The sequence below is a fragment of the Ruegeria marina genome, assembly GCF_900101475.1.
Taxonomy (GTDB): Bacteria; Pseudomonadota; Alphaproteobacteria; order Rhodobacterales; family Rhodobacteraceae; genus Ruegeria_B; species Ruegeria_B marina.
The window spans coordinates 107,688-129,685 of record NZ_FMZV01000005.1; the positions used below are offsets into that span (position 1 = coordinate 107,688).

The following is a 21,998-nucleotide window of genomic DNA, read 5'->3' on the forward strand; positions in this document are numbered from 1 at the left end:
GAAGACGATGAGACGACTTCTGGCTGCGATTCTGGCCTTGGGTCTTGCGACCGCGGCGCATGCGGTCGAAATGGGTGATGATGGCCTGCACAAGCCCGAATGGCTCCGCGACACGTTCAAGGACCTGCGCGAGGACTACGCCGAGGCGCAGTCCGAGGGCAAGCGGCTTTTGCTGCTGGTCGAACAGCGCGGGTGCCTTTATTGCAGGGACATGCACGAAAATACCTTCACCGATCCACGGGTTCTGGCTCTGCTGGAAGAGACCTACTTTCCGGTGCAGATCAACCTGCACGGGGATATCGAGATCGTGGATACCGATGGCGAAACTCTGACGGAAAAGGAAGCCACCCGGAAATGGCGGGTCCTGTTCACGCCGACGATGATCTTCCTGCCGCCGGTGCTGGAGGAAAGCGTTTCGGCGGTCGACCAGGCCGTTTCGGTGATGCCGGGAGCGTTTTCGGCCGGAACGACTCTGGACATGATGACCTGGGTCAAGGAAGAGCGATATCTCGATCAGTCCGAAGAGGATTTTCAGCGCTACCATGCGCGCATGATCAAGGAGCGCAACGACGGCGACACCCGCTGAAAGGCCCCACGATCACTGTAATCAAGTGAAATTTTTCGAAATTTCCGGTGGTGGTCCTTGCAATGAAATAACAATTCACATTCGTGAATTTGATGTTGCGTATTGGCTCTCCGTAGCCTACGGTATACAAGGCGAGAAGAGCTGCGGGCAAAGACTCGCGGCAACCAAGGGAGGACACATGAAACTGACAACGCTGACGCTGGCTGCCGGACTGATTGGTGGCGCTGCATGGGCGGCGGAGACTGCGCCCAACGACGTCATCTACACCGAGGGCGGTGCTATCGAGGCTTCGTTGACTGGTGTGCCCGGTAACCCTGCCGAGGGCGCCAATGTTCTGGGTAAGCGCAGTCTTGGCAATTGCGTGGCCTGTCATCAGGTATCCGCATTGGCCGATGTGCCTTTCCACGGTGAGATCGGGCCGGCGCTTGACGGTGCGGGCGACCGCTGGACCGAGGCGGAGCTGCGCGGGCTTGTCGCGAATGCCAAGATGACCTTTGAAGGCACGATGATGCCTGCCTTCTACAAGGTCGATGGTTATATCCGGCCGGGCGATGCCTTTACCGGAAAGGCCGCAGAAGGCCCGCTTGCGCCGCTGCTGACCGCTCAGCAGATCGAAGATGTTGTCGCGTTTCTTGCGACCCTGAAGGATTAATCGGTCCTGTCCCAGGGGCAGGGCTTGTATCAAAGGAGAAATACGATGGACTTTACGCGTCGTGATACCCTCGGCTTGGCCTTGGGCGCAGCGGCCCTGACGGTTCTGCCGTTCCGGGCGAACGCAGCAGTCGAGGACAGGATCGCCGAGTTCACTGGCGGTGCCGACACGGGTGAGGCTGGCTTGACCCTGACCGCGCCCGAGATTGCAGAAAACGGCAATACCGTTCCGATCGAAGTGAGCGCGCCGGGCGCGGTCTCGATCCTTGTGCTGGCCGCCGGAAACCCGACTCCGGGTGTGGCCCAGTTCAACTTCGGCCCGCTCGCCGCCACTCAGTCGGCGGCGACCCGCATCCGTCTTGCCGGAACGCAGGACGTCATCGCGGTTGCCAAGATGGCCGACGGTTCTTTCGTCAAGGCCGTTTCGACCGTGAAAGTGACAATCGGGGGCTGCGGCGGCTAAGCCGTCCTTCCGGATAATCAGGAGACAAGACAAATGGCATCTGGTGTTAAACCCCGCGTGAAGGTCCCGAAATCGGCTGCGGCCGGCGAGGCAGTCACGATCAAGACCCTCATCAGCCACGACATGGAAAGCGGTCAGCGCAAGGACAAGGATGGCAACGTCATTCCGCGCTCGATCATCAACCGCTTTACCTGCGAGTTCAACGGACAGTCGGTCATCGATATCAAGATGGAGCCGGCGATTTCCACGAATCCGTATTTCGAGTTCAACGCGACAGTGCCCGAAGCGGGCGAGTTCGCGTTCACCTGGTATGACGACGACGGCTCTGTCTACAACGACAACAAGCCGATCACGATCGCCTGATCCGCGGTCCAAAAAGAATGATGCTTTCGCCCGGCTTGCTGTGGCCGGGCGTGGGCCAATCACCCAAGGGAGGAAATTGGATGAGATTCAAGGCAATGACCGCGATTGCCGCATTGGTGGCCGCGCCTTTGACGGTGATGGCTGGCCCCGATGAGGACGAGTTGGTCATCAATGGGGAAATCAATATCGTCACCAAGACTGCCGCGCCTGCCCACCTCGACGGTGCGCTGCCCGAGATCTATTCCGGCTGGCGGTTCCGCTCGGACGAAACTCAGGCGCTTGAAATGGACGATTTCGAGAACCCGGGCATGGCGGCCGTCGATGTCGCGCGCGAAGTGTGGGACACGGTCGACGGCTCGGAAGGAAAGTCCTGTGCGTCTTGCCACAACGCGGTCGAAGACAGCATGGTGGGTGTACGGGCCGTCTATCCGAAATGGAACGAAGCCGCCGGCGAGGTGCGCACGCTGGAAATGCAGGTCAACGACTGCCGGACCTCGAACATGGGTGCCGAAGCATGGAAGTACGAGGGCGGTGAAATGACCGCAATGTCGGCTTTGATCGCGATGCAGTCGCGCGGCTTGCCGGTGAACGTGGCCATCGACGGACCCGTTCAGGCCGCTTGGGAACAGGGCAAGGAGATGTATTACACCCGGTACGGTCAGTTGGAGCTGAGTTGCGCCAACTGTCATGAGGACAACTGGGGCAACATGATCCGTGCCGACCACCTCAGCCAGGGTCAGATCAATGGGTTCCCGACCTATCGCCTGAAGAACACGAAGCTGAACTCGGTACACGACCGCTTCAAAGGGTGTATCCGCGACACCCGCGCGGAAACCTTCAAGCCGGGCAGCCCCGAATTTGTCGCTCTGGAACTCTATGTCGCCAGCCGCGGCAACGGCCTGTCGGTCGAAGGACCGTCGGTCCGCAACTGAACCGAGGACCCCGTGTCGCAGATGTCGGCGCGGGGTCTTTATCCTTATTATAAATTCACACATGTGAATTTAATGTTAATGTGACCAAGAACGGAAAGCATCCACCCATGATCTCACGTCGCGATTTCCTCCAGGTTTCGATGGCAGCCTCGGCCCTGGTCGGGGCTTCGGGTTTCGGCAACTGGTCCCGGCTGGCAGCGCAGCAGGCGCTGACCCAGGACCAGCTTCTGGAATTCGAGACCTTCGGCAATCTGACGCTGATCCATATCACCGACATTCATGCGCAGTTGATGCCGATCTATTTCCGTGAACCCGAGGTCAATCTGGGGATCGGCGCGGCCAAGGGGCAGATGCCGCATATCACGGGCGCCGATTTCCGCCGGTTCTACGGGATCGAGGATGGCAGCCCCTCGGCCTATGCTCTTACATATAATGATTTTTCGGCGCTGGCCCGTGCCTATGGGCGGATGGGCGGCATGGACCGCGTGGCCACCGTTGTCAACGCGATCCGCTCCGACCGGCCCGATGCGCTGCTTCTGGATGGCGGCGACACCTGGCATGGCTCCTACACCTGTTTCCATACCGAAGGACAGGATGTGGTCAACGTTATGAATGCGTTGAAACCAGATGCAATGACCTTCCACTGGGAGTTTACCCTCGGCACCGACCGGGTCACCGAACTGGTCGAGGGCTTGCCCTTTGCCGCTTTGGGCCAGAACATCTTTGATGCCGAATGGGACGAACCGTCGGAACTGTTCAAACCCTACAAGTTCTTCGAGCGCGGCGGTGTAAAGGTCGCTGTCATCGGCCAGGCCTTTCCGTACATGCCGATTGCCAACCCCGGTTGGATGTTCCCGGAATTCTCGTTCGGCATCCGCGAAGAAAACATGCAGGCCATGGTCGACGAGGTCCGGGCCGAGGGCGCCGAAGTGGTCGTCGTCCTCAGCCATAACGGCTTTGACGTGGACAAGAAGATGGCCGGCCGGGTCACCGGCATCGATGTCATTCTCAGTGGCCACACTCATGACGCCCTGCCCGAGCCGGTGCAGGTGGAGCAGACTTATGTGATCGCCAGCGGTTCGAACGGCAAGTTCGTCAGCCGGGTCGATCTGGATATCCGCGATGGCCGGATGATGGGCCTGAAGCACAAGCTGATCCCGATCTTCTCGGACGTGATCGCACCCGACCCCGCGGTTACGGCGTTGATCAACGCGCAGCGCGAACCGCATATCGACCAGTTGCGCGAGGTGATCGGGCGGACCGATGAGAATTCGCTGCTCTACCGGCGCGGCAATTTCAACGGCAGCTGGGATGACCTGATCTGTGACGCGCTGCTGAGCGAGCGGGAGGCCGATATCGCCATGTCACCCGGCGTGCGCTGGGGGCCGTCGATCCTGCCGGGGCAGGAGATCACCCGCGAGGACATCTGGAACGTCACCTCGATGAGCTATGGCGCGGCCTATCGTACCGAGATGACGGGCGAGTTCCTGCACGTCGTGCTCGAGGACGTGGGCGACAACCTGTTCAACCCAGATCCCTATTACCAGCAAGGCGGCGACATGGTGCGCGTGGGCGGCCTGGGGTATCGGATCGACGTCAGCAAGCCGCAGGGCAGCCGCATAACCGACATGACGCTTTTGAAGACAGGCGAAAAGATCGACCCGGCCAAAAGCTATACGGTCGCAGGATGGGCCAGCGTCAACGAAGGCACCGAAGGCCCGCAGATCTGGGATGTGGTGGAAAGCCATATCCGCAAGCTGGGCACCGTTTCGGTGACGCCTAACACATCGGTCGAGGTGGTGGGGGCGTAACGCGTCCGCATTTCGATGATTTCCAAGGTTTTGCCCCCGAAGCAGGAGGCAGATTTACAAAGGAGGCATTCATGAGTGAAAGCTCTGGCAAGAAAGGCGCGTCGCGCCGCCAGTTCCTGACCAGTGTTGCAGCGGTCGGGGCCGGGGCGGTGGCCGCCGGCGCGTCCCGCGCAGCGACACCGGATCCGTTGATCACCGAAGTGCAGGAATGGGCGCGCGCCACTGGCGATGGTGTCGACGCGTCCCCCTATGGCCTGCCCATCGAATACGAGGGCGACGTGATCCGCCGCAACGTGGAATGGCTGACCGCCGACACGATCAGCTCGATCAACTTCACCCCGATCCACGCCCTTGACGGGACGATCACCCCACAGGGCTGCGCCTTCGAGCGGCACCATTCGGGCGCCATCGCGCTGAAGAAGGAAGACTATCGCCTGATGATCAACGGGCTGGTCGATCAGCCGCTGGTCTTTACCTATGCCGATCTGGAACGCTTCCCGCGCGAGAACCATGTGTATTTCTGCGAATGCGCGGCGAACTCGGGCATGGAATGGGCCGGTGCCCAGCTGAACGGCGCGCAGTTCACCCATGGCATGATCCATAACATGGAATACTCCGGCGTCAGCCTGCGGACCCTGCTGGAAGAGGCGGGTCTGGGTGCGGCCGGCGACCTGAGCGACAAATGGGTCTATGTCGAGGGGGCCGACGCCTCGTCGAACGGGCGTTCGATCCCGATGGAAAAAGCGCTGGACGACTGCCTGATCGCATTCAAGGCCAATGGCGAGGCGCTGCGCAAGGAACATGGCTATCCGGTGCGCCTGGTAGTGCCCGGCTGGGAAGGCAACATGTGGGTCAAGTGGTTGCGCCGGATCGAGGTGATGGACGGCCCGGTCGAAAGCCGCGAAGAGACCTCGAAATACACCGATACACTGGCTGATGGCACAAGCCGCAAGTGGACCTGGGTGATGGACGCCAAGTCGGTGATCACGTCGCCCAGCCCGCAGGCGCCCATCGCGCACGGGCCCGGACCGCTGGTGATCACCGGTCTGGCCTGGTCAGGCCGAGGGGCCATCACCGGCGTCGATGTCTCGCTCGACGGCGGCATATCCTGGCAACCTGCGCGCCTGGCGGCGCCGGGTCAGGACAAGGCGCTGACGCGCTTTTACCTGGACATCAACTGGGACGGTTCGGAAATGCTGCTGCAAAGCCGGGCGCGCGATGAGTCAGGCTATGTGCAGCCGACCAAGGCGCAGCTGCGCGAGGTACGCGGGCTGAACTCGATCTATCATAACAACGCGATCCAGACCTGGTGGGTCAAGGCAAGCGGAGAGGCCGAAAATGTCGAAGTTTCCTAAGCTCACGCTGACTGCATCGCTCGCGGCGCTGATGCTCGCCGCGCCCGTATCGGCGGGCAATTATGGCCTTGGTCGGCCGGCGCTGCCCGAGGAAATCGCTGCATGGGACCTGGACGTCAGCCCTGATGGCACCGGTCTGCCCGCAGGATCGGGCTCGGTCGAGGATGGCGAGGCGATCTTTGCCGACTATTGCGCCATCTGTCACGGCGACTTTGCCGAAGGCGTCGACAACTGGCCCAAGCTGGCCGGTGGCGAGGGCACGCTCGATCGCGAAGATCCTCTGAAGACCGTCGGATCCTACTGGCCCTACCTGACGACCACCTGGGACTATGTGAACAGGTCGATGCCTTTCGGCAACGCGCAGACCCTGACGCCGAACGAAGTTTACGCGATCGTGGCTTACATCCTCTATTCGAACGACCTGGTCGATGACGACTTCGTACTGTCGAACGAGAACCTTCTGGATGTCGAACTGCCCAATGCCGAAGGTTTCATCCTGGATGACCGCGAAACAGCCGAGGCGCATTTCTGGACGAACGAGCCCTGCATGAGCGATTGCAAGGACAGTGTCGAGATCACGATGCGGGCCATGGTTCTGGACGTGACGCCGGAAGAAACGCGCGCCAAGAAGGTGCAGGAACTGATCCGCCGGACCAAGCCCGAACCTTCGCGCGAGGAGGTCAAGGCGCCGGCGGAAGCAGCTGAACAGCCAGCGGCCGAGACCGCATCGGCCAGCGCGGTCGATCCGGAACTCGTGGCGGCGGGAGAGTCTGTGTTCAAGAAGTGCAAGGCCTGCCACCAGGTCGGCGCCGATGCAAAAAACAAGACAGGTCCGCTTCTGAATGGTATCGTGGGGGCACCTGCTGGACATGTGGATGGCTTCAAGTACTCCAAGGCGATGCAAGAGGCCGCAGAAGGCGGGTTGGTATGGTCGGATGCGGAACTGGCGGCCTTCCTGACAAAGCCCAAGGACTACATGAAGGGTACGAAAATGTCCTTTGCCGGTCTCAAGAAAGACGAAGAGATAGAAGCGGTCATCGCTTATCTTAAAAGCTTCGAGTAGACCGTGAGGTTTCTGGGAGGAACGATACTGACCTGGGCCGCGCTGGCTGGCGCGGCCTGGGCCGATGAAACTGCCCTCCGGATCGGCGATCCCGAACGCGGCGCCGAGGTTTTCCAGGTCTGCGCTGAATGTCATCAGGTCGGCAAAGGTGCCGAGCATGGAACCGGCCCGCACCTGAACGGCATTTTCGACCGAAAGGTCGCCCAGTTCGAGGATTTTGAATATTCCGCGGGGATAATCCGGGCGCGCAGGGCTGGCATGGTCTGGGATCTCGAGCATCTCGACGCCTATCTCACGAACCCCAAGACGCTCGTTTCCGGCACCAACATGGAATTCGCCGGGCTGAGCGATCCGAAGGATCGTGGCGACGTTCTGGCCTATCTGCGCCAGTTCTCGGCCAATCCGCAGAACATTCCAGAAGCCGCGCCAACCGCCTTGAAACAGGAGGTCGAACTGTCCCCCGAGGTTCTCGCGATGGTGGGAGATCCCGAATATGGGGAGTACCTGGCGACCGAGTGCACCACATGCCACCAGCTTGACGGCGACTACGATGGCATACCGGTCATCACGGGCTGGCTGGCCGAGGATTTCGTGCTGGCCATGCATGCCTACAAGCAGAAAATCAGGCCGCACCCGGTCATGCAGATGATGGCGGGGCGGCTGTCGGACGAGGAGATCGCGGCACTGGCCGCATATTTCGGAGCGCTGGAGTAACCCTCCGGCGCTCTGGCGTTTCGGGAGGAGGAAACCATGAGACTGAACAGACGCGGCTTTATCGGGGCGGGTATCGCCACCGCGGCGGCATTGCAGGCCCCGGTTGTGCTTGGGGCGGGGAAACCCCGTGTCGTCGTCATCGGCGGCGGGGCCGGGGGCGCGACCGCTGCCCGCTACATCGCCAAGGACTCGGATGGTGCAATTGATGTGACGCTGGTTGAACCCACCCGCAGCTACTACACCTGCTTTTTCTCGAACCTCTATATCGGCGGTTTCCGCGAGCTTTCAAGCATCGCCCATTCCTATGGCAAGCTTGCCAGCGAATACGGGGTCAATGTCGTTCACGACTGGGCCATCGGCATCGACCGCGATGCGCGGACGGTCTCTTTGGCCGGCGGCGCGGTGCTCCCCTATGATCGGCTGATCCTGAGCCCGGGGATCGATTTCGTCGATGGCGCGGTGCCGGGCTGGGACGTTTCCCAGCAGAACAAGATGCCCCATGCCTACAAGGCCGGCAGCCAGACCGAACTGCTCAAGGCGCAGATCGAGTCGATGCCGGAAGGCGGAGTTTTCGCCATGGTTGCGCCGCCCAACCCGTTTCGCTGCCCGCCGGGACCCTACGAGCGGGTCAGCATGGTTGCGCATCTGCTCAAGCAGATCAATCCGACCGCCAAGATCCTGATCGCCGACCCGAAGGAGAAGTTTTCCAAGCAGGCGCTGTTCGAAGAAGGTTGGCAGAAGCATTACAGCGGCATGATCGATCGTCTCGGCCCGGATTTCGGCGGCGGCAACGTGACGGTGAATCCCGACGCGATGACGATCAACATCGACGGGGCCGAGGAAAAGGTCGACGTCTGCAACGTCATCCCCGCCCAGAAGGCCGGCCGGATCTGCGAGATTGCCGGAATCACCGAGGGCAACTGGGCCCCGGTCGACGGCCACTCGATGCAGTCGCGACTCGACGAGAACATTTACGTTCTGGGTGATGCGACGGATCAGGGCGATATGCCGAAGTCGGGCTTTTCCGCCAACAGCCAGGCCAAGGTCGCGGCAATGGCGGTGCGCGGGGCTCTGACCGGATCGAAGGTGTTCCCGGCCAAGTACTCCAACACCTGCTGGTCGCTGATCGGGACCGATGATGGGGTGAAGGTGGGCGCGGCCTACGAGGCGACCGACGAGAAGATTGCCAGCGTGTCGAGCTTCGTGAGCCAGACCGGTGAGGACGCGGCCCTTCGCATGCAGACATACGAGGAAAGCATCGGCTGGTATGCCGGTATCACCTCGGACATGTTCGGCTGATCAGACGGCAGGGTGTGGTCCGCTCAGGACCACGCCCTGCGGAAGGAATGGGGCGACGTGCCATAGCGCGCCTTGAACTGGCGCGACAGGTGACTGGTATTGGCAAATCCGGTGGCGGCGGCGATCTCCGCCACCGTCATGTTCGTCTCGTTCAGATAGATGAAGGCGCGGGATATCCTGAGGTCCATGTAGAATGCCATCGGACCCTGTCCGAGGTATCGCTTGAACAACCGTTCCAACTGTCTGCGCGAGATGTTCAGCCGGCTGCATAAATCGTCATTCGTGAACGGGTCTTCCAGTTCCGATTCCATCAGCTCGATGGCTTTGAGAAGCGATTTGTTGCGGCTTCCGATGGCCACCGAATGGGCCGAGCGTTGCGGCGACTTGCCGCCCGAACGCATATGGATGCACATGTCGGCCACCATGATCGCCAGATTGGGGCCGTGCTGCTTTTCGATCAGCGCCAGCATCATGTCGATGGCGGTGTTTCCCCCGCCACAGGTGGTGATGCGTCCGTCCACTTCGTAGATATTGGCGCTGGGTGTCAGTGCCGGAAACGCCTCCACGAATCCGGGCTGGTTTTCCCAGTGCAGGGTGAACCTGCGCCCGTCCAGCAGGCCGGCACGGGCAAGCGCAAAGGCACCGGTGCAAATCCCGCCCAGAGAGCGGCCGTGCCGATGTTCGCGCCGGAGCCAGGCCAAAACAGCCGGCGAACAGGTCTTTTCCGGCTCCACCCCGGCGCAGACGAAGCCGAATGCGTCCTGCGGCAGCGGCGCCAACGCCTGGTCCGGCGTGATCCGCAGCCCGTTCGAACAGGTGACCGGAGTTCCGTCTTCGGTCATCATGTGCCAGGTGTAGAGCGTTTGCTTGGTCAGCTGATTGGCGATCCGCAGCGGTTCGATCGCGGCCGCGACGGCAAGCATCGTTGCCTTTGGCAACAACAGAAAACGAAAATCCTGCGGCGGCCCGTCATAGGCCAGGGACAGGGTGGCGGATGCGCCTTTTTGTACGAACGGCTCTCGGGTCATGATGCGGGGGGTAAATGGAAGCGTCGGATTTTTCCACAGCCTCTCGGGTTCACAGGCTTCTACAGTGCTGTGCAAAAGCGCGCGGGTCAACATGCGCCACAATTCATCCCGTTTACGCCAACCCCGACAGGCTGGTGAACCCAAGTTATTCGCCTTGCGGCTCTTGCGGCCCCCCCAGAGCGACACTAAGACTCGGGTAACCTCGTCGGGCTATTGTCCCGATCCATCGCAAGAAAGCAGGCAGGTCCCGAATGTTCGATCCAGTCCATACCTTCACCAACACGCTTGTTCCCATGGTCGTGGAACAGACCAGCCGGGGCGAGCGGGCCTATGACATCTTCTCGCGCCTGCTCAAGGAGCGGATCATCTTCATCAACGGTCCGATTCACGACGGGATGAGCCATCTGGTGGTCGCGCAGCTGCTGCACCTGGAGGCCGAGAATCCGAACAAGGAGATCTCGATCTACATCAACAGCCCCGGCGGCGTTGTCACCAGCGGGCTGTCGATCTATGATACGATGCAGTATATCCGCCCCAAATGCTCGACCCTGGTGATCGGCCAGGCGGCCTCGATGGGATCGGTCCTGCTGGCTGGCGGGGAAAAGGGCCTGCGCTTCTCGCTTCCCAACAGCCGGATCATGGTGCACCAGCCCTCGGGCGGGTATCAGGGTCAGGCCAGCGACATCATGATCCATGCGGCCGAGACGCAAAAGCTCAAGGACCGGCTTTATGATATCTACGTCAAGCATACCGGGCAGAGCAAAAAGACCATTGAGCGGGCGCTGGATCGCGACAACTTCATGTCGCCCGAAGAGGCCAAGGAATGGGGGCATATTGACGAAATCGTCGAAAGCCGCGGCAAGATGGGCGACGAGGCGTAAGAGGCCGATACCGGCCTGCTGATCGGTGGCCGGTCTTTTTGACATTGTGGCTGCAAACGTGCTGGCCTAATCTCTACGAACAGACGGCATTCCGGTTTCCGGATCGGGACGCCGGGAAGAAGCCGGAAAGGGTGAACATGGCGACGAACTCAGGCGGTGACAGCAAGAATACGCTCTATTGCAGCTTTTGCGGCAAGAGCCAGCATGAGGTTCGCAAGCTGATCGCGGGACCGACCGTGTTCATCTGTGATGAATGCGTTGAACTCTGCATGGACATCATCCGTGAAGAGACCAAGAGCAGCGGGCTGAAGTCCTCGGACGGAGTGCCGACGCCGCGCGATATCTGCGATGTGCTCGACGATTACGTGATCGGCCAGGCCACCGCAAAACGCGTGCTCTCGGTCGCGGTTCATAACCATTACAAGCGTTTGAACCATTCGCAAAAGGCCGGCAACGATATCGAGCTTTCGAAATCCAACATCCTGCTGATCGGACCCACGGGGTGCGGCAAGACGCTGCTGGCGCAGACACTGGCGCGCATCCTGGATGTGCCCTTCACCATGGCGGATGCGACGACCCTGACCGAGGCGGGCTATGTCGGTGAGGATGTGGAGAATATCATTCTCAAACTCTTGCAGGCCAGCGAATACAATGTCGAACGCGCTCAGCGTGGCATCGTCTATATCGACGAGGTCGACAAGATCACCCGCAAGTCCGAGAATCCCTCGATCACCCGCGACGTGTCGGGCGAGGGTGTGCAGCAGGCCCTGCTGAAACTGATGGAAGGCACCGTGGCCAGTGTGCCGCCCCAGGGTGGCCGCAAGCATCCGCAACAGGAATTCCTGCAAGTCGACACCACCAACATCCTGTTCATCTGCGGTGGCGCGTTTGCGGGGCTCGACAAGATCATCGCGCAGCGCGGCAAGGGCAGCGCAATGGGTTTTGGCGCCGATGTGCGGTCCAATGATGACCGTGGCGTTGGTGAGTTGTTCAAGGAACTGGAGCCCGAGGACCTGCTGAAATTCGGGCTGATCCCTGAATTCGTCGGCCGCCTGCCGGTTCTGGCAACGCTTGAGGATCTGGATGAGGATGCCTTGGTCACAATCCTGACCAAGCCCAAGAACGCGCTTGTGAAACAATATCAGCGCCTGTTCGAGCTCGAAAATACCGAACTGGACTTTACCGACGACGCGCTCAAGGCCATCGCCAAGCGGGCCATCGCGCGCAAGACCGGCGCGCGGGGGCTGCGCTCGATCATGGAGGACATCCTTCTCGACACGATGTTCGAACTGCCCAGCATGGCGAACGTGACCAAGGTGGTCGTGAATGAAGAAGCCGTGACCACCGAGGCGCAACCGCTGCTGATCTACACGGAAAGCGAAAAGGGATCGGCGACCGCGGGCTGATGTCCGTTTGCACAGGAAACGGCGGCGCGGGTCTCCTGCGCCGTTTTTCGTTGCGGCCCCATTCACATGAATGATCCCGCAAAGGGCTGTTCCGGATGATCCATCCGGACTATTGCGGACAGGAAAGTTCACTTTGGCCAGCTGGCTGAAAAAGGGAAGGAACAGCAAATTGAAGATCACCAGAATTTCATCCGGCGGCGAGTTCGAAGCCAGGATCGGTTATTGCCGTGCAGTGGTTGCAGGTGGATTCGTGCATGTGGCGGGAACCGTGGGGCAGGGTGATGGTGTGGTCGAACAGGCGCGCTCTGCACTCGCCACGATTTCAGCCGCACTCGAGAAAGCCGGCGCTTCTCTGGCGGACGTGGTGCGCGTCACCTATTATCTTCCGGACCGGCACGAGTTCGAACCGTGCTGGCCCGTTCTGAGCGCGGCGTTCGGCGCCAATCCGCCTGCCGCCACGATGATCGAATGCGGTCTGATCGATCCCAAGTACCGTATCGAGATCGAGGTCACCGCGCTGGCGCCATAATGACGGATGCGCGCGCCTGTCACGGGCAAGGGCTCTGGACCTTGGCGCGCGCATAGGCCATATCTGCACATGAGAAATTGCCGGAGGCACCGATGGGAATCCTGAACACCCTGCTGCGCGCCGTGACCTGGTGGAACGGGTCGACGCTCAACACTCAGATCTACACTGCCCGCAAGGGCAAGAAGGTCGGTGAGGATTCGCAGGGCAACACGTTCTATCGCAATGCCGATGACAGCCAGCGCTGGGTCATGTTCAACGGCGAGGCCGAGGCCAGCCGGATCGACCCGGAATGGCACGGATGGTTGCACCGCACCTGGGACGAGCCGCCGAGCGAACGCCCGCTCAAGCGCAAGGCATGGGAAAAACCGCATCAGGAGAACCTGACCGGAACGCCGCTTGCCTATGCACCGGCGGGTTCGCTGCGTCGGACCAAGCCGGTCGAACGGCGCGATTACGAGGCGTGGAGCCCGGAGTAAAAGAGGCGGATATGTCCAGCCACAACATGACTGAAGTTCTGGTCGGCGGAGCGGTTCTGGCCGCGGCGGTGGCCTTTGGCGTCTATGCGAGCCAGGCAACGGGTCTGTCGCGGGGGAGCGCAGGCTATGAGCTGACGGCGTCCTTTCGATCGCTGGAAGGGGTGACCATAGGCACCGATGTGCGCCTTGCCGGTGTCAAGATCGGAACGGTGACAGGGGTTGAACTGAACCCGGAAAGCTATCGGGCCGATACACGGTTTACGGTGGCTGAGGGTATTCAGATACCCGACGACAGTGCCGCGGTGATCTCGTCCGAAGGGCTTCTGGGGGGCAACTTCCTGGAAATCATGCCGGGCGGATCGCTCTTCTATTTCGAACCGGGCGATACGGTCGAGGATACGCAGGGCGCTGTGAGCCTGATTTCCCTTCTGGTTAAGTTCGTCGCCGGAGACGGGGGCGACGGGCAGTGATCCGGGTTTGTCTGCTGAGCCTGGGGGTGCTCGCCGGTGCCGCGTCTTCTCAGGAGGCGGTTTCCTCCGGGACTGGTGTGGTACTGCGAGGGCTGGACAAGGTCAGCGGCCAGACGCAGGACTTCAACGTGAAAACCGGCGATACCGCCGAGATCTACGGTCTCGATGTGGCGCTTGGAGATTGCCGTTACCCTTCCGAGAACCCGACGGGCGATGCATATGCATATCTTACCATATGGGAACGGAACCAACGGCAGGCTTTGTTCGACGGTTGGATGATCGCAACATCGCCGGCGCTGAGCGCGCTGGACCACTCCCGCTACGACGTCTGGGTCATCCGCTGCATGACGTCCTGAGGCGACTGGTCTATTTCGGCCAGAAAATCGGCCCTTTTCGAAATGGCCTGTTCGAGTTGACGGCGATACTCGGCCCTGGAAATTTCCACAGCGCCGAGGGAAGCCAGATGCGACGTCAGGAACTGGGTGTCGAATAGGCGGAACCCGGTTTGCCGAAGACGATCGACCAGATAGGCAAGAGCGATCTTGGACATGTCCCTACGGCGGGAAAACATGCTCTCGCCGAAAAAGGCCGCCCCAAGGACCACGCCATAAACCCCTCCAACCAAGTCCCCTTCTTGCCAGACCTCGATGGAATGCGCGTTGCCGCGTCTGTGCAGGGCCAGGTAACTGTCGCGGATTTCAGGGTTGATCCAGGTTTCAGCGCGATCGGCGCACCCGTTCAGGACACCGGCGAAATCGCGGTCGCATGTCACGGTGTAGTCATTGCGCAGCAATCGGCGTGCAAGGCTGCGGGAAATGTGGAACCCATCCAACGGAAACACGCCCCGGCGGGTCGGCTCGACCCAGAAGACTTCGGGGTCGTTGCGGTGTTCGGCCATTGGAAAGATGCCGATGGAATATCCGTGAAGCAGGAGTTCGGGCGAAAGCGTCATGCCGTTCCACCCCCGTGGAAACAGGCCGGGTGCGAAACCCGGCCTGATTGGTCAGTCCGGCATGTTTTCGGCAAGCCAGCGCTCCAGCCAGTGGATGTTGTAGTTGCCGTCATGGATATCCGGTTCTTTCAACAGCGCGTGGAACAGCGGCACTGTCGTGTCGATACCATCGACGATCAGTTCCCCAAGGGCCCGCTGAAGCCGCGCCAGCGCCTCGGCCCGGTCGCGCCCATGAACGATCAGCTTGGCGATCAGGCTGTCGTAGTAGGGCGGGATCGAATATCCGGTATAAAGTGCCGAATCCATCCGCACGCCCAGGCCGCCGGGCGTGTGATAGGCGGTGATCCTACCGGGGCAGGGTGAGAACTTAGGCAGCTTTTCTGCGTTGATCCGGACCTCGATCGCGTGTCCGTTGATCTGCAGGTCATCCTGGGTGAACGACATCGGCAGTCCCGCTGCAACCCGGATCTGTTCGCGGACCAGGTCGATGCCGAAAATACCTTCGGTCACGGGGTGTTCCACCTGAAGGCGCGTGTTCATCTCGATGAAGTAGAACTCGCCGTTCTCGTAGAGGAATTCGATGGTGCCCGCGCCGATATAGTTGATCTTGGCCACCGCGTCGGCGCAGATCTTGCCGATCCGGGCGCGCTCCTCGGGTGTGATGCAGGGGCCGGGGGCCTCTTCGAACACCTTCTGGTGGCGGCGTTGCAGCGAGCAGTCGCGTTCGCCCAGATGCACGGCATAGCCCTTGCCGTCTCCAAAGACCTGGATCTCGATATGGCGGGGTGTGGTGAGGTATTTCTCGATATAGACCTCATCATTTCCGAAGGCGGCCTTGGCCTCGGCCCGCGCGGTGGTAAAGGCGCGCTCCATCTCCTTGGCGTCGCGTGCTACCTTCATGCCGCGACCGCCGCCGCCGGCGGTGGCCTTGATGATCACGGGATAGCCGATCTCTTCGCCGACCCGTTTGGCAGCAGCCAGATCGGGCACCCCGCCGTCCGATCCCGGAACAACCGGAATGCCAAGCTCCTTGGCGGTCTCCTTGGCGGTGATCTTGTCGCCCATGATGCGGATATGTTCCGCCGAGGGGCCGATGAAGGTGATGCCGTGGTCTTCGACGATCTGCACGAAACCGGCGTTTTCGGACAGGAAACCATAGCCGGGGTGAATCGCCTGCGCGCCGGTGATCTCGCAGGCCGAGATGATCGCGGGAACCGAAAGGTAGCTCTGCGGGCTTGGCGCCGGGCCGATGCAGACCGATTCGTCGGCCATGCGCACATGCATGGCGTCGCTGTCGGCGGTCGAATGCACGGCGACCGTGGCGATCCCCATCTCACGCGCGGCGCGGATCACACGCAGGGCGATCTCGCCTCGGTTCGCAATCAGGATCTTGTCGAACATGGATCGGCCCTTATTCGATGATGACCAGCGGTGTGCCAAATTCCACGGCGTCGCCGTCACCCACCAGGATGCGCTTGACGGTTCCTGCGCGCGGAGCGTGAATATGGTTCATGGTCTTCATCGCCTCGACGATCAGCAAGGTGTCGCCTTCGGAGACGCTCGCGCCGACGGAAACGAAGGGGGCAGCACCGGGTTCGGCCTGCAGATAGATGGTGCCGACCATGGGCGAGGTCACGGCGCCGGGATGGGCGGCCGGGTCTTCGATTGCAGCGGGGGCGGCGCTGGGGGCGGTCGGCGCGGCTGCTGTCGCGACGGGCGCCGCGGCTGGGACTGCAACCTGTACAGGAGCGGCGGCCAGCGCCGGTGACACGCGGCTGACCCGCACGTTCAGGCTGTCATCCTCGCCATATTCGCGCTTTACCTGCAATTCGGTCAGGTCGTTTTCCCGCAGCAACTCGGCCAGTGCCTTGATGAATGCCACGTCCGCTTCGTGTCTGGTGTCTGTCATGAGTGTCCTCGACGGTTCCCCTTGGCCCGTTATTGACTGCCGGGCTCGTGAATTACGCGGCGTTATAGGCCATGCGCCAGCCCATGAAAAGCGCCGTATCGCCTGCGAAGATGGGGACGATGCCGGGAAATTGCGAGCCTGAATGCGATCAGAGCGGCATGCCGGACAGTTTTGCCACCAGTTCCGGCAGCTTGCGGGCGCCGAACTTTTCCAACAACCGGGCCCTGTGTGCCTCGATCGTGCGATAGCTGAGTCCCAGCTCGGCGCCGACTTCCTTGGCCGAAAGACCCCGGCAGGTCAGCAGCGCCACGTCACGTTCGCGCGGCGTCAGTTCGACCACACGGCGCTCTTCCGAGATATCGGCGAAACTCCATATCCCGTGGCGGAAGGGATCGTCCGGTGTCAGCGACTTGCCGCGTGCCCGGCACCAGAACAGGTCGCCGTTGCGCCGCCGCATGATCCGTTCGTCGGTGTAATACCCAGTCTCCAGCATCACCTGCAGGCCGCGTTTGCCGATGCGCTCGAAATCCTCGTGGCTGGGATAGAGGCTCAAGAGCGGCATGTCGCGATATTCGGCTTCGTTCCCCCCGAACATCGAGGCGAAATGCAGGTTGCACCGTCGGATGACACGGTTTTCCAGTTCCACAAGCCCGATGGGCGCATATTCGAAGGCCGGATCGCTCATATCCGTATGGTGGCGGGTATTTTTACGGAATTGAAGCAAAAGCTTTGCCTTGGCAGGATTTGGCGCAAATCTTTTCGGGGGAGAGAATCCATGGTTTGCATCGCCGGTTGGGGGCATACGAAATTCGGCAAGCTGACCGACATGTCGCTTGAGGACATGATCGTCGCGGCAGGGCGCGAGGCCCTGACCGACGCAGGGATCGGGGCCGAGGCGGTCGACGGCATATGGGTGGGGCATTTCAACGGCGGTCTGGTGCCCGACGGCTTTCCGGCATCGCTTGCAATGAGCATCGATCCGGCCCTGCGTTTCAAACCTGCGACTCGGCTGGAAAACGCCTGCGCCTCGGGGTCGGCTGCGGTATTCGCCGCGCGTCAGGCGATCCTGTCGGGCGAGGCGCGGGTGGCGCTGGTGATCGGGGTGGAAAAGATGACCCATCTGCCCACAGCCGAGGTTGCCGAAGCCCTTGGCCATGCCGCCTATCAGGCAGAAGAGGCGGGCCTTTCCTTTCCGGGGGTCTTTGCACTGTTCGCGCAGGCCTATTTCGACCGGTACGGCGACCAGAGCCAGGCATTGGCAAAGATTGCCGCAAAGAACCATGGCAATTCGGTCAACAACCCGCTGGCGCAGCTTCAGAAACCGTTTGACGAGGCCTTCTGTGCCCAGGTGTCCGAGCGTAATCCCATCATCGCCGCGCCGCTGAAAAAGACCGACTGTTCGCTGGTCTCGGATGGTGCCGCGGCGCTGGTTCTGGTGGCCGAGGACATGCTGGGCGATGTAACCAAGGCCGCGCGGCTGCGCGCGGTGGCGCAGGTCAACGATGTAATGCCCATGTCAAAGCGCGATCTTCTGGCCTTCGAGGGGCCGCGCAAGGCAATCCACCAGGCCTATGCGCGGGCTGGAATTACCGTGAATGATCTGGATGTGGCCGAGGTGCATGACTGTTTCACGATTGCCGAATTGCTGATCTACGAGGCGATGGGACTGGCCGCCCACGGCCATGCGGCCGACGTGCTCGAGGGCGGTGTTGTCCATGCCGGCGGCCGGTTGCCGGTGAACCTGTCGGGCGGGCTCAAGGCCAAGGGGCATCCGGTCGGTGCCACCGGCGTGTCCATGCACACGCTGATTGCACGGCAGGTGCTGGGGCTGGCCGATGCGATGCAGCATCCGGGCGCGGAACTGGGGCTTGTCTTCAACATGGGTGGGTCGGGCGTTGCCAATTACGCCTCGATCATCGAGACGGTGAAGGCATGAACATCGGCCACTGGCTGGCTCGGCAGGCGCAACTGAACGGGTCGCGACCCGCCATATTTTCGGGGCGCGATCTGGTGGCGGATTACATGGCCTTCCACAACCGCGCCGCGCGCGTGGCGGGCTGGCTGCGCGAACAGGGCGTGCAACCGGGCGACCGGGTCGCGATCTTCATGCAGAACTGCCCCGACTACCTGATCGTACAATACGGCATCTGGTATGCCGGAGCCGCCGCCGTACCGATCAACGCAAAGCTGCACGCGCGCGAGGCGGCCTTCATCCTGGAGGACTCCGGAACGGCGATCACCTTTGCCTCGTCCGGTCATGCGGCAGCCCTTGCTGCGGCGGGCGCGCCGGGACGTGTCATGGAGAGCGGTTCGGGGGAATTCGCTGCCGTATTCGATGCAAGACCCGTCGCCGAACCTGCAAAGCGCGATCCGGGCGATTTGGCCTGGCTTTTTTATACTTCGGGCACAACCGGCAAGCCCAAGGGCGTGATGATCACCCATCGGATGCTGGTGGCAGTGTCGCTGGCCTATCCGGTGGATGTCGATTCGGTCAGCCCGGAGGATGCGATCCTTTATGCCGCGCCGATGAGCCATGGGGCGGGGCTTTACAACATGGTGCATGTGCTCAGGAGCGCACGCCATGTCTGCCCTGCATCGGGAGGGTTCGAACCGGCCGAGATTTTCGACCTGTCCCGCCATTTCGGCCGGGTTCAGATGTTTGCCGCGCCGACCATGGTCAAGCGGATGACCGAAGTCGCCAAGGCCGCCGGGGAAACCGGCGAGGGGCTGCGTACCGTGGTCTATGCCGGCGGGCCGATGTACCTGGCCGATATCGTCGAGGCGGTCGATCATTTCGGCCCGATTTTTGTTCAGATCTATGGCCAGGGCGAATGCCCCATGGGCATCACCGCCCTGTCGCGCCATGACGTGACGGACCGCACTCACCCACGTTGGCGCGAAAGACTGGCCAGCGTCGGCCGCGCGCAGGCCCCGGTCGAGGTGCGAATTGGGGATATGGCGGGCAAGCCGCTGCCGCCGGGCAGCCAGGGCGAGATCATGGTGCGCGGCGATGCGGTGATGCCCGGTTATTGGCGCAATCCCGACGCGACAGCCAGGACGATCCGCGACGGCTGGCTGATGACGGGCGACATGGGGTTCATGGATGCCGACGGCTACGTGACGCTTCAGGACCGGTCCAAGGACATGATCATCTCGGGCGGCTCCAACATCTACCCGCGCGAAGTCGAGGAAGTGCTGCTGACCCATCCCGATGTGCGCGAGGTTTCGGTCGTCGGGCGGCCGCATCCCGAATGGGGCGAAGAGGTCGTGGCCTTTGTGGTGGGAACGGCGCAGGCGGGCGATCTGGACAGGCTCTGCGTGGAAAACATCGCGCGGTTCAAGCGTCCCAAACACTATCGCTGGCTCGATGAACTGCCCAAGAACAATTACGGCAAGGTGCTCAAGACCGAGCTGCGCCGGATGCTGGAGGACGAGGAATGACGGATCTGAGGGGAAAGACGGCGCTGGTCACCGGGTCGGTGCAGGGGATCGGGCTGGCGATTGCCGAGGCCCTGGCCGCCGCAGGTGCACGTATCGCGGTGCATGGGCTGGCCGATGCGGCACAGGCCGAAACCGTCTGTGCCGGGCTGCGGGAGAAGGGTGCGCCCGAAGCGCAGTTCTTTGCCGGCGACCTGCGGAAACCGGACCAGATCGCGGCGATGATGCAGGAGGTCGCCCATTGGGGAGGGGCCGACATTCTGGTGAACAACGCCGGCATCCAGCACACCGGCTGGCTGTCGGACATGCCCGGTGCGACCTGGGAAGCGATCCTGGCCATCAACCTGAGCGCCGCTTTCTACACCATGCAGGCCGCCATGCCTGCCATGGCCGAGCGCGGCTATGGGCGGGTGATCAACATCGCCTCGGTGCATGGGCTGGTCGCGTCGAAGCAGAAGGCACCCTATGTCGCGGCCAAACATGGGCTGATCGGGCTGAGCAAGGTCGCAGCACTGGAATATGCGTCGAAGGGCAACAGGGCCAAGGGGGCCGTCACCGTCAACTGCATCTGTCCGGGCTGGACCAATACTGCAATCATAGAACCCCAGATCGAGGCGCGCATGCAGGCGTTGGGCGCAGACCGTGAAACGGCAATGGCCGACCTGATGAAGGAAAAGCAACCGTCCCTGCGCGGCTCCGACCCGTCCGAGATCGGGGCGCTGGCGGTTTGGCTCTGTTCTCCGGTCGCGCATAACCTGACCGGCGCTTCGATCCCGGTCGACGGCGGCTGGACCGCTCAGTAGTCACACCCCGGCGAACCAGTCGGGCAGACGGGTGCGGATGCGCGGTGTGTCGCGCCGGGCTCGCACCACGCCACGCTGTTCCTCGCGCACCGGTTCGGTCGATATATCGGCATAGGCGCGCGGTTCCGCCTCTTCCCAGGGGAGTTCCGGCAGGGCTTCGAACTGCTGAAAGAACCGGCGCGCATCGGTGCCGGGGTTCAACCAGGCCGGGCCGGGGGTACCGGTGCCAGGCTGGTCGGCCACTTCGCGCCGGTGTTGGGCCGATTTGGCAAGCTCGGCCGTGTTGGCATATTTCAGATGGACCAGATAGGCGCCACGCGGCATGACGAAGGGAAACCGTGCCACCCGTGCAGGGCGCAACTGAACCCCGTGCAGCTTCAGGCCCACCCGGTTCCTGACGGCCCAGGCCTTGGAATAATTGCCTGTAAAGACCGCGCTGTTTCGACTGCGGAGCACGGGTTGGCCATTGGTTAGCACCGGGTCGTCCCTTGCCTCGCCAAGGTTCAGGCCAAGGGCGAACAATCCGCTTGCGTCCTGTTTTCGGAAGAAGTCGGAAAAACCGTTGTACCGTTCCGGGTCGAGGCAGATCAGTTCGTCGGCATCCGTCCGGATCACCCAGTCGTAGACCTGGTTGAGCCCGTTCTGGAAGGCGTTCAACATGTCGCCGCGACGATTGTCGAAATTGCTCAGGTCTTCACGTGGAATGGTTATGATGCTTGCGTCCGGGCAGATGCGGGACATCTCGGGGTCGGCACCATGCGACACGACATAGAGGTTTTCAGCGCCAAGCTGCTGCGAGAAATGAGCATACCATTGGCCGAGAGCCCAATAGTCGCGGTAAACCATCGTGATGGCGCAAATCTTCATGC

25 protein-coding genes are annotated in these 21,998 nt (G+C 61.7%); 19 read left to right on the plus strand and 6 right to left on the minus strand.

Going from position 1 to position 21,998, the window contains the following annotated elements:
- Positions 1-7 precede the first annotated feature (7 nt).
- The 10 genes from BLT75_RS08920 (at position 8) to BLT75_RS08965 (ending at position 9,237) form a co-directional block, all read left to right on the plus strand.
- A complete protein-coding gene (locus BLT75_RS08920; RefSeq protein WP_093030510.1) occupies positions 8-586 on the plus strand; it encodes a SoxW family protein in 579 nt (192 codons plus the stop codon).
- A 178-nt stretch (positions 587-764) separates the two neighbouring features.
- A complete protein-coding gene (soxX, locus tag BLT75_RS08925; RefSeq protein ID WP_093029924.1) occupies positions 765-1,238 on the plus strand; it encodes a sulfur oxidation c-type cytochrome SoxX in 474 nt (157 codons plus the stop codon).
- 45 nt (positions 1,239-1,283) lie between these two features.
- Complete coding sequence (soxY, locus tag BLT75_RS08930; protein ID WP_093029926.1) at positions 1,284-1,700, plus strand: thiosulfate oxidation carrier protein SoxY; 417 nt, start codon at positions 1,284-1,286, stop codon at positions 1,698-1,700.
- A 33-nt stretch (positions 1,701-1,733) separates the two neighbouring features.
- On the plus strand, positions 1,734-2,063 hold the full coding sequence (gene soxZ, locus BLT75_RS08935; RefSeq protein WP_093029928.1) for a thiosulfate oxidation carrier complex protein SoxZ: 330 nt from the start codon (positions 1,734-1,736) through the stop codon (positions 2,061-2,063).
- A gap of 80 nt (positions 2,064-2,143) precedes the next feature.
- Positions 2,144-2,995, plus strand: coding sequence for a sulfur oxidation c-type cytochrome SoxA (gene soxA, locus BLT75_RS08940; RefSeq protein ID WP_093029930.1), 852 nt, complete (start codon positions 2,144-2,146; stop codon positions 2,993-2,995).
- A 107-nt stretch (positions 2,996-3,102) separates the two neighbouring features.
- Complete coding sequence (soxB, locus tag BLT75_RS08945) at positions 3,103-4,806, plus strand: thiosulfohydrolase SoxB (protein WP_093030514.1); 1,704 nt, start codon at positions 3,103-3,105, stop codon at positions 4,804-4,806.
- Between the two features lie 71 nt (positions 4,807-4,877).
- Positions 4,878-6,161, plus strand: coding sequence for a sulfite dehydrogenase (gene soxC / locus BLT75_RS08950; RefSeq protein WP_093029932.1), 1,284 nt, complete (start codon positions 4,878-4,880; stop codon positions 6,159-6,161).
- Positions 6,145-7,224 carry a c-type cytochrome gene (locus BLT75_RS08955; RefSeq protein ID WP_093029934.1) on the plus strand — a complete coding sequence of 360 codons (1,080 nt, stop codon included), beginning with the start codon at positions 6,145-6,147 and terminating at the stop codon, positions 7,222-7,224. Before soxC ends, BLT75_RS08955 begins: the two co-directional genes overlap by 17 nt.
- A 3-nt stretch (positions 7,225-7,227) precedes the next feature.
- Complete coding sequence (locus tag BLT75_RS08960; RefSeq protein WP_093029936.1) at positions 7,228-7,938, plus strand: c-type cytochrome; 711 nt, start codon at positions 7,228-7,230, stop codon at positions 7,936-7,938.
- A 36-nt stretch (positions 7,939-7,974) separates the two neighbouring features.
- Complete coding sequence (locus tag BLT75_RS08965) at positions 7,975-9,237, plus strand: NAD(P)/FAD-dependent oxidoreductase (RefSeq protein ID WP_093029938.1); 1,263 nt, start codon at positions 7,975-7,977, stop codon at positions 9,235-9,237.
- Between the two features lie 23 nt (positions 9,238-9,260).
- Here the strand turns inward: BLT75_RS08965 and BLT75_RS08970 are convergent, their stop codons facing one another.
- A complete protein-coding gene (locus BLT75_RS08970) occupies positions 9,261-10,265 on the minus strand; it encodes a GlxA family transcriptional regulator (RefSeq protein WP_093029940.1) in 1,005 nt (334 codons plus the stop codon).
- A 251-nt stretch (positions 10,266-10,516) separates the two neighbouring features.
- On the opposite strand from BLT75_RS08970, the gene BLT75_RS08975 reads away from it, so the two are divergent.
- The 6 genes from BLT75_RS08975 (at position 10,517) to BLT75_RS09000 (ending at position 14,383) form a co-directional block, all read left to right on the plus strand.
- Positions 10,517-11,146, plus strand: a complete 630-nt coding sequence (locus tag BLT75_RS08975; RefSeq protein ID WP_093029942.1) for an ATP-dependent Clp protease proteolytic subunit — start codon at positions 10,517-10,519, stop codon at positions 11,144-11,146.
- A 137-nt stretch (positions 11,147-11,283) separates the two neighbouring features.
- The gene (gene clpX / locus BLT75_RS08980; protein ID WP_093030517.1) at positions 11,284-12,552 is read left to right on the plus strand and encodes an ATP-dependent Clp protease ATP-binding subunit ClpX; all 1,269 of its coding nucleotides are present in this window, start codon (positions 11,284-11,286) and stop codon (positions 12,550-12,552) included.
- Positions 12,553-12,721: 169 nt separating this feature from the next.
- Positions 12,722-13,081, plus strand: a complete 360-nt coding sequence (locus BLT75_RS08985) for a RidA family protein (RefSeq protein WP_245706436.1) — start codon at positions 12,722-12,724, stop codon at positions 13,079-13,081.
- Positions 13,082-13,173: 92 nt separating this feature from the next.
- Positions 13,174-13,557 carry an NADH:ubiquinone oxidoreductase subunit NDUFA12 gene (locus tag BLT75_RS08990; RefSeq protein WP_093029946.1) on the plus strand — a complete coding sequence of 128 codons (384 nt, stop codon included), beginning with the start codon at positions 13,174-13,176 and terminating at the stop codon, positions 13,555-13,557.
- An 11-nt stretch (positions 13,558-13,568) separates the two neighbouring features.
- Positions 13,569-14,027: an outer membrane lipid asymmetry maintenance protein MlaD gene (gene mlaD / locus BLT75_RS08995; RefSeq protein ID WP_093029948.1), complete on the plus strand. Its 459-nt coding sequence runs from the start codon at positions 13,569-13,571 to the stop codon at positions 14,025-14,027.
- Positions 14,024-14,383 carry a DUF2155 domain-containing protein gene (locus tag BLT75_RS09000; protein WP_176827905.1) on the plus strand — a complete coding sequence of 120 codons (360 nt, stop codon included), beginning with the start codon at positions 14,024-14,026 and terminating at the stop codon, positions 14,381-14,383. The genes mlaD and BLT75_RS09000 overlap by 4 nt, the downstream gene beginning before the upstream one ends.
- Here BLT75_RS09000 and aat read toward each other — a convergent pair.
- From aat to BLT75_RS09020, 4 genes are all read right to left on the minus strand, one after another.
- A complete protein-coding gene (aat, locus tag BLT75_RS09005) occupies positions 14,347-14,979 on the minus strand; it encodes a leucyl/phenylalanyl-tRNA--protein transferase (RefSeq protein WP_093029950.1) in 633 nt (210 codons plus the stop codon). The two genes, BLT75_RS09000 and aat, sit on opposite strands and share 37 nt — an antisense overlap.
- Before the next feature lie 51 nt (positions 14,980-15,030).
- Positions 15,031-16,380 (minus strand): acetyl-CoA carboxylase biotin carboxylase subunit, encoded by a 1,350-nt coding sequence (accC, locus tag BLT75_RS09010; protein WP_093029952.1) that lies wholly within the window; start codon positions 16,378-16,380, stop codon positions 15,031-15,033.
- A 10-nt stretch (positions 16,381-16,390) separates the two neighbouring features.
- Positions 16,391-16,888, minus strand: coding sequence for an acetyl-CoA carboxylase biotin carboxyl carrier protein (gene accB / locus BLT75_RS09015; protein ID WP_093029954.1), 498 nt, complete (start codon positions 16,886-16,888; stop codon positions 16,391-16,393).
- A gap of 148 nt (positions 16,889-17,036) precedes the next feature.
- Positions 17,037-17,573 (minus strand): LuxR C-terminal-related transcriptional regulator, encoded by a 537-nt coding sequence (locus tag BLT75_RS09020; RefSeq protein WP_093029956.1) that lies wholly within the window; start codon positions 17,571-17,573, stop codon positions 17,037-17,039.
- A 90-nt stretch (positions 17,574-17,663) separates the two neighbouring features.
- Between BLT75_RS09020 and BLT75_RS09025 the strand changes: the two genes are divergently transcribed.
- The 3 genes from BLT75_RS09025 to BLT75_RS09035 are packed head-to-tail and all read left to right on the plus strand — an operon-like array spanning position 17,664 to position 21,129.
- On the plus strand, positions 17,664-18,824 hold the full coding sequence (locus BLT75_RS09025; RefSeq protein WP_093029958.1) for an acetyl-CoA acetyltransferase: 1,161 nt from the start codon (positions 17,664-17,666) through the stop codon (positions 18,822-18,824).
- Positions 18,821-20,329: a class I adenylate-forming enzyme family protein gene (locus tag BLT75_RS09030; protein ID WP_093029960.1), complete on the plus strand. Its 1,509-nt coding sequence runs from the start codon at positions 18,821-18,823 to the stop codon at positions 20,327-20,329. The genes BLT75_RS09025 and BLT75_RS09030 overlap by 4 nt, the downstream gene beginning before the upstream one ends.
- Positions 20,326-21,129, plus strand: coding sequence for a 3-hydroxybutyrate dehydrogenase (locus BLT75_RS09035; RefSeq protein ID WP_093029962.1), 804 nt, complete (start codon positions 20,326-20,328; stop codon positions 21,127-21,129). Before BLT75_RS09030 ends, BLT75_RS09035 begins: the two co-directional genes overlap by 4 nt.
- On the opposite strand, the gene BLT75_RS09040 is transcribed toward BLT75_RS09035, so the two are convergent.
- Positions 21,130-21,996 carry a glycosyltransferase family 2 protein gene (locus BLT75_RS09040; RefSeq protein ID WP_093029964.1) on the minus strand — a complete coding sequence of 289 codons (867 nt, stop codon included), beginning with the start codon at positions 21,994-21,996 and terminating at the stop codon, positions 21,130-21,132.
- Positions 21,997-21,998: the final 2 nt, after the last annotated feature.

Coding starts and splice junctions, on each gene's coding strand:
- BLT75_RS08965 (WP_093029938.1), top strand. CDS start 7,975: ATGAGACTGAACAGACGCGGCTTTATCGGGGCGGGTATCGCCACCGCG.
- clpX (WP_093030517.1), top strand. CDS start 11,284: ATGGCGACGAACTCAGGCGGTGACAGCAAGAATACGCTCTATTGCAGC.
- BLT75_RS08920 (WP_093030510.1), top strand. CDS start 8: ATGAGACGACTTCTGGCTGCGATTCTGGCCTTGGGTCTTGCGACCGCG.
- aat (WP_093029950.1), bottom strand. CDS start 14,979: ATGACGCTTTCGCCCGAACTCCTGCTTCACGGATATTCCATCGGCATC.
- soxZ (WP_093029928.1), top strand. CDS start 1,734: ATGGCATCTGGTGTTAAACCCCGCGTGAAGGTCCCGAAATCGGCTGCG.
- BLT75_RS08975 (WP_093029942.1), top strand. CDS start 10,517: ATGTTCGATCCAGTCCATACCTTCACCAACACGCTTGTTCCCATGGTC.
- BLT75_RS09025 (WP_093029958.1), top strand. CDS start 17,664: ATGGTTTGCATCGCCGGTTGGGGGCATACGAAATTCGGCAAGCTGACC.
- soxY (WP_093029926.1), top strand. CDS start 1,284: ATGGACTTTACGCGTCGTGATACCCTCGGCTTGGCCTTGGGCGCAGCG.
- BLT75_RS08990 (WP_093029946.1), top strand. CDS start 13,174: ATGGGAATCCTGAACACCCTGCTGCGCGCCGTGACCTGGTGGAACGGG.
- soxA (WP_093029930.1), top strand. CDS start 2,144: ATGAGATTCAAGGCAATGACCGCGATTGCCGCATTGGTGGCCGCGCCT.
- accB (WP_093029954.1), bottom strand. CDS start 16,888: ATGACAGACACCAGACACGAAGCGGACGTGGCATTCATCAAGGCACTG.
- BLT75_RS09020 (WP_093029956.1), bottom strand. CDS start 17,573: ATGAGCGATCCGGCCTTCGAATATGCGCCCATCGGGCTTGTGGAACTG.
- accC (WP_093029952.1), bottom strand. CDS start 16,380: ATGTTCGACAAGATCCTGATTGCGAACCGAGGCGAGATCGCCCTGCGT.
- soxX (WP_093029924.1), top strand. CDS start 765: ATGAAACTGACAACGCTGACGCTGGCTGCCGGACTGATTGGTGGCGCT.
- BLT75_RS09035 (WP_093029962.1), top strand. CDS start 20,326: ATGACGGATCTGAGGGGAAAGACGGCGCTGGTCACCGGGTCGGTGCAG.
- soxC (WP_093029932.1), top strand. CDS start 4,878: ATGAGTGAAAGCTCTGGCAAGAAAGGCGCGTCGCGCCGCCAGTTCCTG.
- soxB (WP_093030514.1), top strand. CDS start 3,103: ATGATCTCACGTCGCGATTTCCTCCAGGTTTCGATGGCAGCCTCGGCC.
- mlaD (WP_093029948.1), top strand. CDS start 13,569: ATGTCCAGCCACAACATGACTGAAGTTCTGGTCGGCGGAGCGGTTCTG.
- BLT75_RS09030 (WP_093029960.1), top strand. CDS start 18,821: ATGAACATCGGCCACTGGCTGGCTCGGCAGGCGCAACTGAACGGGTCG.
- BLT75_RS09040 (WP_093029964.1), bottom strand. CDS start 21,996: ATGAAGATTTGCGCCATCACGATGGTTTACCGCGACTATTGGGCTCTC.
- BLT75_RS08955 (WP_093029934.1), top strand. CDS start 6,145: ATGTCGAAGTTTCCTAAGCTCACGCTGACTGCATCGCTCGCGGCGCTG.
- BLT75_RS08970 (WP_093029940.1), bottom strand. CDS start 10,265: ATGACCCGAGAGCCGTTCGTACAAAAAGGCGCATCCGCCACCCTGTCC.